Consider the following 10,972-nt stretch of genomic DNA (forward strand, 5'->3'; position numbering starts at 1 on the left):
AGGGCGGAGTCCGTCGCGGGGATGACGGGGGGCGGGGCGAACGGTGTTGAGCGCGTCACGAAAGTATCGGAGAAGCGCGCCGGACGCGGGCGATGTCGCCCATGGGGAACATCGAAAATGAGAACCATCGTGTTGTCGCTCGCGGTCGCGAGCGCCCTGGCCGGTTGCGCCACGACCTCCGGACCCGCGGCTCCCGTGACGCCTGTGGCGGCGGTCGCGCCGACGCCGCCGGAAGCGCCCAGGCCGCAGGCGCGCTCCTATCTGGTCAGCGACAACGCGATGGGCGACGTGGACGCGGCGCTGGAGCGCGCCCGGGCGTCCGGCAAGCGGGTCCTGCTGGTCATGGGCGCCAACTGGTGCAGCGACAGCCGCACCCTGGCCGGCTGGCTGGAGACCGAGCGCTTCGCCGCCCTGATCGACCGCAAATACGAGCTGGTCTTCGTCAACATCGGCATGCCCCGCACCGGCGACGGCCACAACCTCGCCATCGCCCGCCGCTTCGGCCTGCCGGAGCTGCCCGGCCTGCCCAATGTGCTGGTCCTGACCGCCGACGGGACGCTGGTGAACCCCGCCACCGCCACCAGCTGGCGAAATGCGGAAAGCCGGTCGGGCGATGCGATCTATGAGGAGCTGGCGATGCTGGCGGATCGGGGGGTGTGAGGCCCGCGCTTACTGATTTGCGCCTATCTCCAAATCGGAAGGAGCGATCTTATCGGCGGTCTCGTAACCTTCAGCGGTAACCCGAAACACCTGCCGCTTGTTGTTGGCAGCTTTGATGAGGCCGGCGGTTACATCACTCGGCGATGCGATCATCACCTCCAGCACTTTGGCGTCATACGCCATGGTCGAAGCTCCGCAGTGTTCGATACCCGTTGAATAGCAGTGATCGTCGCTCTTGAGATGGCCTCCTCACCGCCGCCCGAACAGCTTCTCCAGGTCCCCCAGCTTCAACTCCACATACGTAGGCCGTCCGTGGTTGCACTGGCCTGAGTGCGGGGTGGCCTCCATCTGCCTCAGCAAGGCGTTCATCTCCGGCGCGCTCAACACCCGCCCAGCCCGCACCGACCCATGGCAGGCCATGGTGCCGCAGACCTCGGCCATGCGTTCCTTGAGCGACAGGGCGGCGCCGTGTTCGGCGAGGTCGTCGGCGATGTCGCGGATCAGGCCCTGGACGTCGGTGTCGCCCAGCAGGGCCGGGGTCTCGCGCACCAGGACGGCGCCGCCGCCGAAGGGCTCGACGATCAGACCCAACTCGGCCAGTTCGTCGGCGCGCGCGGCCACACGATCGGCCTCGGCGGGGTCGAGCTCGACCACCTCGGGCGTCAGCAGGGCCTGACGGGTGACGGAACCCTCGGCCATCTGGGTCTTCATCCGCTCATAGACGAGGCGTTCGTGGGCCGCATGCTGGTCGACGACGACCAGGCCGTCGCGGGTCTGGGCGACGATGTAGGTGCCGTGCAACTGGGCGCGGGCGGCGCCGAGGGGGAGGTCGAGTTCGGAAGGGGCGAGGGTCGAGGGGCGAGGGTCGAGGGAACCGGGTGTGGGGTATGGGGTGTGGGGGGTGTCGAAGGTCTCGACGCGGGCGCTGCGGTCATGGAGGCCGGGGAGGATCTGGGCGGTCTGGCTGGCCGGGGCGGCCCAGGCTTGCCAGCCGCTGTAGCCGGCGGCGCTGCCGCCAGCGCTTGAGCCGACACCCCACACCCCATTCCCCACACCCGGGGCGGCGACGCCTTCGTGCGCCCGGAACCCGCTCAGCGCATCCGCCGCCACCGTCGTGCTGGCGCGGTGACCGGCGGCGGCGAGGGCGTGGCGCAGGGCGCCGACGATCAGGCCGCGCACCAGGGCGGGGTCGCGGAAGCGGACTTCTGCTTTTGCGGGATGGACGTTCACGTCGACGTAGAGCGGATCGATGTCGAGGAAGAGGACGGCGGCCGGGTGGCGGTCACGGGCGAGGAAGTCGGCGTAGGCGCCGCGCAGGGCGCCCTGCAGCAGGCGGTCCTTCACCGGTCGGCCGTTGACGAAGAGGAACTGGTGGGCGGCGTTGCCCCGGCTGTAGGTGGGCAGGCCCGCATAGCCGGTCAGGCGGACGCCGTCGCGCTCCTGATCTATGAGCAGCGCATTCGCCTCGAAATCACGACCCAGCAGGGCGGCGAGACGCTTCAGGCGGCCGTGGTCGCCGGGGTGTTCGGCGGGCAGGCGCAGGACGGTCTTGCCGTCGAGGTCGAGGGTGAAGGCGACGCCCTCATGGGCCATGGCCTGCCGCTTGATCTCCTCCGAGATGGCCATGGCCTCGGCCCGCTCGGACTTCATGAACTTGAGGCGAGCCGGGGTGGCGTAGAAGAGGTCGCGGACCTCGACGCGGGCGCCGTGCGGGCCGGGGAAGCCGGCGGGGGCGACCGGACGCTGGTCGCCGCCCTCGACGGTGATCTGGTGCGCGTCGCCGCCTTCACGGGGGCGGCTGGTGATGGTCAGGCGGGCGACCGAGCCGATGGAGGGCAGGGCCTCGCCGCGGAAGCCCAGGGTGTGGATGCGCAGCAGGTCGACGTCGCCGGCGTCGTCGGGCTCCAGCTTGGAGGTGGCGTGCCGCTCGACGCACAGGGCCAGCTGGTCCGGAGCCATGCCGTGGCCGTCGTCGGCGATGAGGATGCGCGACAGGCCGCCGCCATCCGCCTGGATCTCGATGCGGGTGCTGCCCGCGTCCAGCGCGTTCTCGACCAGCTCCTTGATGGCGCTGGCCGGGCGTTCGACCACCTCGCCGGCGGCGATGCGGTTGACGGTTTCTGGGGGGAGGCGGCGGATCGGCATGGATTCGGAAGTATGGCCTGATCCGGGGGGCGCAAGAAGGGGCGGGGCGCTCACCTCTCCATTCGGCCCCAAGCGAATGGAGAGGACAGACCGGCGCGTGAGCGGCGGTCAGGTGAGGGCGGCGCGGGAGGGGCCGGAGGTGGCGCGGACACCGGTGTCGGCGGCTAATCACCGACCGTCTGCGCCGCCCCCTCCTGATCGGCGAAGGCGCCGATCTGTCCTCCCCATCGCCTTGAAGGGGCGATGGGGAGGTGAGCCGGTGGGTTACCCCGCCTCGGCCACGAAGGTCAGGGTGAAGATTGCGAGGCGTTTGCAATCACGCGCTTGCGCGAAGGGGCCGGGTCCGCTCAACCTGCGCGTCCATTCAATGCGCTTTCGAGGTTCCCATGCCCGTCAAGACCGTCGCCGAGTTCATCGCCGCCTACAAGGAGAAGGACGTCACCAGCGACGCCTTCGAGCTGGAGAACCAGTACCTGCTGGAGGTGAAGCTGAACGGCTCGATCTGGGCCAAGGCGGGCGCGATGGTCGCGCGCACCGGCTCGGTGAAATTCACCCGTCAGGGCCTGATGGAGCAGGGCATCGGCAACCTGCTGAAGAAGGCCGTCAGCGGCGAGGGCATGGTGCTGATGAAGGTGGAGGGGCAGGGTCGCGTCTACCTGGCCGACACCGGCAAGAAGATCACCCTGCTGCGCCTCGACAACGAGACCATCTTCGCCAACGGCAACGATGTGCTGGCGCTGGAGACCGGGGTCAGCAACCAGATCACCATGATGAAGCGGGTGGCCGGGATGATGTCCGGCGGCCTGTTCAATGTGAAGCTGAGCGGCAGCGGCATCGTGGCCATCACCAGCCACTATGATCCGCTGATCCTCAAGGTCAGCCGCGAGACCGGGCCGATCTTCACAGACCCGAACGCCACCGTGGCCTGGTCGGGCGGGCTGTCGCCGGAGATCGCGACGGACATCTCGCTCAAGACCCTCGTCGGCCGGGGCTCGGGCGAGAGCATCCAGATGAAGTTCGAGGGCGAGGGCTGGGTCGTGGTCCAGCCATACGAGGAAACCTACATGCAGCAGGGGCAGTCGTAGGATTGGCGGGTCTCCTCCCTATCGCGGCGCGACGGGGAGGTGGCTCCGAGCGTGCGAGGAGACGGAGGGGGCGGCGCGGATGGAAAGGGATTGGCGGCCAGCTTTCAGAAGCCTGAGCCGCCCCCTCCGTCACGCTTCGTATCCGAAGCGCGACACCTCCCCATTCGCGGTGCGAACGGGGAGGAGACGTCAGCTCCGCTCCAGCCCCGCGATGGCTTCGCTGATATCGTCGGCTTTCTGCCTGACCACGGCCTGGGCGTCGTAGAGGGCGCGGTTGTAGAAGAAGGGGCCGATTTCGCGGGCGAGGAAGTCGACCAGAAGTTCGGCCGGGAGGTCGCGCAGCTCGATGTCGAACTCGTCCCGGAAATAGGGGCGCAGTTTCGCGGCGATGGCGGCGATTTCCTCGCGGCTGAACCTGATCGGTGTCATGCGGTGGCCTCGGCGAGGGCTTCCTCGGCCTCCATCCACGCGGCCTCGGCGGCGTCGAGGTCGGCCTGGGTCTTCGCGCGCGAGCGGCTGAGGCCTTCCAGCTTCTTCGGATCGTTGGCGGCGGCGTTGGCGAGGTCGTCGTCGAGGCGCGAGAGATCAGCGGAGAGCTGGGTCATGCGCTCTTCCGCCTTCTTCACCGCATGCCTGAGCGTGGACGGCGACGGTCCGCTCTTTTTTGCGCCCCTATCGCTCGCGGCGCGGCCGCTCGCTGCTTGAGGGGCAGGGTTCGCGGCTTCGGCGGCCGGCTCATGCTTCACCTGCGACGGTTTCATTCCGGCCTGTTTGGCGCGGTCCAGAACGAACTTGGCGTAGTCGTCCATGTCGCCGTCGAACGGAGTGACCGTGCCGTCGGCGGCGAGCCACAGGCGGTCGGCGACCAGCTCCATCAGCGAGCGGTCGTGGGTGATGAGAATGACGGCGCCCGTGTACTCGTTCAGGGCGTCGAGCAGGGCCCGACGGCTGTCGATGTCGAGGTGGTTGGTCGGTTCGTCGAGGATCAGGATGTGCGGCGACTCCATCGCCACCAGGTTCAGCAGCAGGCGGGCGCGCTCGCCGCCCGACAGGCTGGCGACCGTGGTCTCCTGCTTCTGGAAGGGCAGGCCGAACTGGGCCAGCTTCGAGCGGCGGCTGCTTTCCGAGGCTTCCGGCATGGCCCGGCGGATGATCTCCAGCGGGGTGTCGGTCGGATCCATGGCTTCGATCTGGTGCTGGTGGAACCAGCCCACGCGCATCTTGCCGTCGCGGTGGAACTCGCCGGTCTCGACCGTCAGGGCCTTGGCGATGAGCTTGGCGAAGGTCGACTTGCCCGCGCCGTTGACGCCCAGCAGGCCGATGCGGTCGTCCAGGTCCATGCGCAGGTTGAGATTGCGCAGGATCGGCTTGCCCGGCTCATAGCCGACGTTGGCCTTCTCCAGCCGGATCAGGGGCGGGGGGAGGGGGCGTTCGGGCGAGGGTAGGACGAAGGGGGCGACGCGCTCCTCGGGCGGCAGCTCGATCCGCTCCATCTTCTCCAGCTTCTTGACCCGCGACTGGGCCTGGGTGGCCTTGGACGCCTTGGCCTTGAAGCGATCGATGAACTTCTGCAGGTGCGCGCGCTCGGCCTCCTGCTTGGACTGGGTCGCGGCCATCAGGCGCAGCTTCTCGGCCCGCGTCTTTTCGAAGGTGTCGTAGTTGCCGGTGTAGAGGTCCAGCTTGCGGTTCGAGAGGTGCAGGATGTGGGTGCAGACCTCGTTCAGCATCTCGCGGTCGTGGGAGATGATGAGGGCCGTCGCCGGGTATTTCTTGAGGCGGGCCTCAAGCCACAGGGCGCCTTCCAGATCGAGGTAGTTGGTCGGTTCGTCGAGCAGCAGCATGTCCGGCTCGGCGAACAGGGCCGCCGCCAGCGCGACGCGCATCCGCCAGCCGCCCGAGAAATGGGCCATGGGGCGGTGAATGTCTTCCTGCGAGAAGCCCAGGCCGACGAGGATTTCAGAGGCCTTGGCCGGGGCGGCGTCGGCGTCGATCTCGATCAGGCGGCCCCAGATCTCGCCCATCTCCTCCGGTTCGGCGGTTTCGAGGCGGGTCAGCAGGTCGTGACGCTCGACGTCAGCCTCAAGGATGGTCTCCAGCACGCTGGTCGGCGTCGCCGGATGCTCCTGGTCGACCGAGCCGATGCGGGCGGTCTTGGGCAGGCTGACCTCGTCGCCGCCGGCGACCAGTTCGCCCAGGATGACCTTGAACAGGGTCGACTTGCCGATGCCGTTGCGGCCGACGAGGCCGACCTTGGCGCCCGGCGGCAGGCTGACGGAGGCGTCGTCGAGGAACGAACGGCCCCAGGCGTTGAGGGTCAGGCGGTTGATCTGCAGCATAGTCCAGAACTCGGGCGCGCCCCTGAGCCGCCGACCGTCGATCGGTCAGCGATAGAGGCAAAATTGTGAGGCGGTTGGAAACCGGGGAGCGCGCGTCTATAAGCCCGCGACCTTCAATCTCCCAAACCAGAAGTCATCCCATGACCGAACGCACCTTCTCGATCATCAAGCCGGACGCCACCCGCCGCAACCTGACCGGCGCGATCAACGCCGTGATCGAGGGCGCCGGCCTGCGCATCGTCGCCCAGCGCCGCGTCAAGCTGTCGACCGACCAGGCCAAGAAGTTCTACGAAGTTCACGCCGAGCGCCCGTTCTACGGCGAGCTGGTCGAGCAGATGACCGCCGAGCCGGTCGTCGTTCAGGTGCTGGAAGGCCCGAACGCCGTCGCCGCCTACCGCGAAGTCATGGGCGCCACCAACCCGGAACAGGCCGCCGAAGGCACCATCCGCAAGCAATTCGCCCTGTCGATCGGCGAGAACTCGGTCCACGGTTCGGACTCGCTGGAAAACGCCAGCATCGAGATCGCCCAGTTCTTCACCGAAGACCAGATCGTCGGCTGATTTTTGGGCCGCGGTCAGAAGGCTCCGCCTTCTCGACCCGACGCGGCCTGAACGCATGAACGGCCCGTGTCCGGAACCGGACGCGGGCCGTTTTCGTTTTTGTCCGGTCTTTCTCCCCAAGGAACCGGAATAATGAAAACGATCCTGAAGCTGACCCCCGCCATCGCCGCCGTCGCCCTGCTGTCGGCCTGCGGCACGACGATGGAGCAACGCGCCGCCACGGGCGCCATCGGCGGCGCCATCGCCGGTCAGGCGGTCGGCGGCGACACCGGCGCGACGGTCGCGGGCGCGGCCATCGGCGCCGTGGCCGGTGCGGCCACCACCCCGCGCCGCCCGAACTGATCCTGTTCGGCTGAACGGAAACGGCCCCGGTGAGCGATCACCGGGGCCGTTTTCCTGTCCGTCTCAGCCCAGCCGGAGCCCGCGGCAGAAGTCGGCGAGGGCGCGGGGGTAGAGCTTGTGCTCGGCCACGAGAACCCGTTGGGCGAGGCTTTCGGGCGTATCCATGGGCAGCAGGGGGACGGTTTCCTGATCGAGGATCGGGCCCTCGTCGACGCCCTCGGTGACCAGGTGCACGGTGCAGCCGGCCTCGGAATCACCCGCCTCGATGGCGCGGGCATGGGTGTTCAGGCCCGGATATTTCGGCAGCAGGCTGGGGTGGATGTTGATCATCCGCGCGGCCCAGAGCCGGACCAGGAAGGGCGTCAGCAGGCGCATGTAGCCGGCCAGGGCGACCACCTCGATCCCGTGCTCCATCAGGGCGGCGTCGACGGCGCGCTCGTGCGCCTCGCGGTCCTCGCCGAACAGGCGGTGATTGACGACGACCGACGGAACGCCCCTGGCGGCGGCGATGGCCAGTCCGCCGGCCGTCGGCCGGTTGGAGAGCACGAGCGCCACCTCGAACGGGGCATCGGGCTTCTGCGAGGCCTCGATCAGCGCGGCCATGTTGGACCCGCTCCCGGAAATCAGGACGGCGACACGGGTGCGGCGCGGCGAAGAAGCGGTCATGGGGCGGGCCTCGGGGAGAGGGCGGACCTTTGCCGCCGGGCCCGGGCCCGGTCAACGGTCCGTGCTGGTGGAAGAGGCGCTTGCGCGTTCGTTTCGGCTCGGAAACAGTGCCGCCGTCTGTTTCGAGGGGAATCCGTCACATGTTCGCCGTCCTGTTCGCCGCCGCGCTCGCCGTCACCCCGCCGCAGGGCGACAACACGGCGCGGGATGTGCTGGTCAACGTCTGCCTGCCGTTCGTCGGCGGCGACAAGGACCGCGCCGCGGCCGAGTTCCTGGGCTTCGTCGTCGCGAACGAGGACGGGGTGACGGTGGACATGGCCACGTCCGAGGAGCCGCCGCGCTTCGTGCTGCGTCTCGCGGATGACGAGGGCGAGGACGACGGCGAGGTGCTGCGCGCCTGCACCCTGCAGGCCCGGACCGTGTCGCTGGACACCGTGAGGGGCGCGATCCGCCGTCCGCTCGAACAGGCGGGCTTCGTGGCCGAGGCCACCCAGCCGGCGAACCGGCCGGTGTGGACCCGTCAGGGCGTGACCGTGTCCCTGCGCCAGAGCGAAGGCCGCGCGACCGTGCTGCGCGTGACCTACTCCAGCCTTGAGGCGTCGGGCGGTTAGGCCGCTTCCAGCTGGCCGCAGACGAAGGCGACCTCGCCCGCGTTCAGCAGGGCGGCCAGCACCGGTTCAGCGTTCTCCGGGCTGACGATCAGGATGAAGCCGACGCCGCAGTTGAAGGTGCGGCGCAGCTCGTGATCCGAGATGCCGCCGACCTCGCCCAGCCACTGGAAGACGTGCGGCATCGGCCAGGCGTCCCAGTCGAAACTGGCCTGGAGGCCCTCGGCGATGCAGCGCGGCGGGTTCTCGATCAGGCCGCCGCCGGTGATGTGGGCGGCGCCCTTGACCAGACCGGCCTTCATGATCGGCAGGACCGGCTTCACATAGATGCGGGTCGGCTCCATCAGGGCCTGGGCCAGGGAGCGGTCCTTGGCGAACGGCGCGTCGGCGTCCCAGCCGAGGCCGGACTTCTCGACCACCTTGCGGATCAGCGAATAGCCGTTCGAGTGCGGGCCCGACGAGCCGATGCCGATGATGATGTCGCCCGCCTGCTGGCGGTCCAGATACGGCAGGGCCTGACCGCGCTCGACGGCGCCCAGCGAGAAGCCCGCCAGATCGTAGTCGCCGCCCGAATACATGCCGGGCATTTCAGCGGTCTCGCCGCCGACGAGGGCGGCTCCGGCCTGACGGCAGCCTTCGGCGATGCCGGCGACGACGCGGCGGGCGGCGTCGATCTCGAGCTTGCCGGTGGCGTAGTAGTCGAGGAACAGCAGGGGCTCGGCGCCCTGGGCCAGCAGGTCGTTGACGCACATGGCGACCAGATCGACGCCGACGCCGTCGTGGCGGCCGGTTTCGATGGCGATCTTCAGCTTGGTGCCCACGCCGTCGGTCGTGGTGACGATCAGCGGGTCCTCAAAGCCGGCGGCCTTGAGGTCGAACAGGGCGCCGAAACCACCCAGCGAGGGCTCCGAACCGGGACGGGCGGTGGACTTCGCCAGCGGCTTGATGTGCTCGACCAGCATCTCGCCGGCGTCGATATCGACCCCCGCATCCGCATAGGTCAGGCCGTTCTTGAGGCTGTCGGGGGTGTCGCTCATCGGTCACGGGCCTGAATCAGTGGGCGGAAATATGTCGCGGCTCTTGCCACAACCGCGTCGCGCGGGGCTATAGCATCCCAATGACGCCGATCACCACCACCGAGGCGCTGCGCGAGTTCTGCGCGCGTCTGGCCTCCGAGCCCTTCATCACCGTCGACACCGAATTCATGCGGGAGACGACGTACTGGCCCAAGCTGTGCCTGATCCAGGCCGCCTCGCCGAAAGACGCCGCGATCATCGATCCGCTGGCGGAGGGGCTCGATCTGGAGCCCTTCCTCGAGCTCCTGCGCGACGAATCGATTCTGAAGGTCTTCCACGCCGCCCGTCAGGACGTGGAGATTTTCGCCAAGCTGGGCGCCATGCCCCGGCCGATGTTCGACACCCAGGTGGCCGCCATGGCCGCCGGCTTCGGCGACCAGGTCTCGTACGAGGCGCTGGTGCGCCAGATGATCCGGCAGGAAGTCGACAAGGGCAGCCGCTTCACCGACTGGGCGCGACGCCCGCTGTCGGACGCCCAGCTGACCTATGCGCTGGGCGACGTGACCCATCTGGCGGCCCTGTATCCCAAGCTGCGCGAACGTCTGCAGAAGGAGGGGCGTCTGGACTGGGTGATCGCCGAGATGGGCGACCTGACCGACCCGGCCCTGTACGACACCGATCCGGAGAAGGCGTGGAAGCGCCTGAAGCCGAAGAAATTCTCGGCCAAATACCTGGCCCCCTTCGTCGCCGCCGCCGTGTGGCGCGAGCGGGCGGCGCAGGAGCGTGACCAGCCGCGCGGCCGCATCCTGAAGGACGAGGCCATCGACGAGATCGCGGCCCAGGCGCCGCTGGACCCGGACGCCTTCAACCGCCTGCGCTCGGTGCCCAAGGGCTTCGGCGCCTCGCGGCTGGGTCTGGACCTGATCAGCGAGCTGAAGCGGGTGATGGCCGATCCGGAGGCCCACGCGCCCAAGCTGGAGCGCCCGGCGCACAACCAGCCGGCCCCGCCGTCGGTGGTGGAGCTGCTGAAGGTGCTGCTGAAGGCCAAGAGCGACAACGCCGGCGTGGCCACCAAGCTGATCGCCAATGTCGCCGACCTGGAGAAGATCGCCCTGAGCGACGAGGCCGACGTCGACGCCCTGAAGGGCTGGCGCCGCCAGCTGTTCGGCGAGGACGCGCTGAAGCTGAAGCGCGGCGAGATCGCCCTGGTCCTGAACGGGCCGCGGGTCGAGGTGGTGGAGATCGAGTAGGTTCTAGGTTCTAGGTTCCAGGTTCTAGGGTTTCGCCCCCTAACACCTAGCCCCTAGAACCTGATCCCTAGGTCGCTCTTAGGCGACGACAGCCTTGACGATCTTGCCCGGGGCGCGCGGCGGCTCGCCCTTCGGCAGGGCGTCGACGTGCTCCATGCCTTCAATGACATTGCCCCAGACGGTGTACTGGCGGTCCAGGAAGGTGGCGTCGTCGAAGACGATGAAGAACTGGCTGTTGGCCGAGTTCGGGTCCGAGGTGCGGGCCATCGAGACGGCGCCGCGGGTGTGCGGCTCGGCCGAGAAC

13 protein-coding genes are annotated in these 10,972 nt (G+C 68.7%); 6 read left to right on the forward strand and 7 right to left on the reverse strand.

Annotation, left to right across the window (positions count from 1 at the left end):
• The first annotated feature begins 117 nt into the window (after positions 1-117).
• Positions 118-660, forward strand: a complete 543-nt coding sequence (locus tag VGE03_RS16305) for a thioredoxin family protein (protein WP_331047528.1) — start codon at positions 118-120, stop codon at positions 658-660.
• Between the two features lie 9 nt (positions 661-669).
• Here VGE03_RS16305 and VGE03_RS16310 read toward each other — a convergent pair whose 3' ends face one another.
• Both VGE03_RS16310 and mutL read right to left on the reverse strand, forming a co-directional pair.
• Positions 670-843 carry a hypothetical protein gene (locus VGE03_RS16310; RefSeq protein WP_331047529.1) on the reverse strand — a complete coding sequence of 58 codons (174 nt, stop codon included), beginning with the start codon at positions 841-843 and terminating at the stop codon, positions 670-672.
• 66 nt (positions 844-909) lie between these two features.
• The gene (gene mutL / locus VGE03_RS16315) at positions 910-2,805 is read right to left on the reverse strand and encodes a DNA mismatch repair endonuclease MutL (protein WP_331047530.1); all 1,896 of its coding nucleotides are present in this window, start codon (positions 2,803-2,805) and stop codon (positions 910-912) included.
• 386 nt (positions 2,806-3,191) lie between these two features.
• Between mutL and VGE03_RS16320 the strand changes: the two genes are divergently transcribed.
• Complete coding sequence (locus VGE03_RS16320; RefSeq protein ID WP_331047531.1) at positions 3,192-3,890, forward strand: AIM24 family protein; 699 nt, start codon at positions 3,192-3,194, stop codon at positions 3,888-3,890.
• A 189-nt stretch (positions 3,891-4,079) separates the two neighbouring features.
• Here the strand turns inward: VGE03_RS16320 and VGE03_RS16325 are convergent, their stop codons facing one another.
• Both VGE03_RS16325 and VGE03_RS16330 read right to left on the reverse strand, forming a co-directional pair.
• Positions 4,080-4,319 (reverse strand): DUF2164 domain-containing protein, encoded by a 240-nt coding sequence (locus VGE03_RS16325; protein WP_331047532.1) that lies wholly within the window; start codon positions 4,317-4,319, stop codon positions 4,080-4,082.
• Complete coding sequence (locus tag VGE03_RS16330) at positions 4,316-6,226, reverse strand: ABC-F family ATP-binding cassette domain-containing protein (RefSeq protein WP_331047533.1); 1,911 nt, start codon at positions 6,224-6,226, stop codon at positions 4,316-4,318. The genes VGE03_RS16325 and VGE03_RS16330 overlap by 4 nt, the downstream gene beginning before the upstream one ends.
• A 140-nt stretch (positions 6,227-6,366) precedes the next feature.
• On the opposite strand from VGE03_RS16330, the gene ndk reads away from it, so the two are divergent.
• Both ndk and VGE03_RS16340 read left to right on the forward strand, forming a co-directional pair.
• On the forward strand, positions 6,367-6,786 hold the full coding sequence (ndk, locus tag VGE03_RS16335) for a nucleoside-diphosphate kinase (protein ID WP_331047534.1): 420 nt from the start codon (positions 6,367-6,369) through the stop codon (positions 6,784-6,786).
• 132 nt (positions 6,787-6,918) lie between these two features.
• A complete protein-coding gene (locus VGE03_RS16340; RefSeq protein ID WP_331047535.1) occupies positions 6,919-7,128 on the forward strand; it encodes a hypothetical protein in 210 nt (69 codons plus the stop codon).
• Positions 7,129-7,191: 63 nt separating this feature from the next.
• Here VGE03_RS16340 and purN read toward each other — a convergent pair whose 3' ends face one another.
• Entirely contained in the window at positions 7,192-7,794 is a 603-nt protein-coding gene (gene purN / locus VGE03_RS16345) for a phosphoribosylglycinamide formyltransferase (protein ID WP_331047536.1), read from the reverse strand.
• Between the two features lie 140 nt (positions 7,795-7,934).
• Here purN and VGE03_RS16350 point away from each other — a divergent pair, with 140 nt between their 5' ends.
• Positions 7,935-8,405, forward strand: coding sequence for a hypothetical protein (locus VGE03_RS16350; RefSeq protein ID WP_331047537.1), 471 nt, complete (start codon positions 7,935-7,937; stop codon positions 8,403-8,405).
• Here VGE03_RS16350 and purM read toward each other — a convergent pair.
• Entirely contained in the window at positions 8,402-9,439 is a 1,038-nt protein-coding gene (gene purM / locus VGE03_RS16355; protein ID WP_331047538.1) for a phosphoribosylformylglycinamidine cyclo-ligase, read from the reverse strand. The two genes, VGE03_RS16350 and purM, sit on opposite strands and share 4 nt — an antisense overlap.
• 80 nt (positions 9,440-9,519) lie before the next feature.
• Here purM and rnd point away from each other — a divergent pair, with 80 nt between their 5' ends.
• Entirely contained in the window at positions 9,520-10,668 is a 1,149-nt protein-coding gene (gene rnd, locus VGE03_RS16360; RefSeq protein ID WP_331047539.1) for a ribonuclease D, read from the forward strand.
• Positions 10,669-10,746: 78 nt separating this feature from the next.
• Here the strand turns inward: rnd and VGE03_RS16365 are convergent.
• Positions 10,747-10,972 (reverse strand): peptidylprolyl isomerase (locus VGE03_RS16365; protein WP_331047540.1); only part of this gene is annotated, 226 nt, incomplete at its 5' end.

The sequence above is a fragment of the Brevundimonas sp. genome (assembly GCF_036400995.1).
In the GTDB taxonomy this organism is placed as follows: Bacteria; Pseudomonadota; Alphaproteobacteria; order Caulobacterales; family Caulobacteraceae; genus Brevundimonas.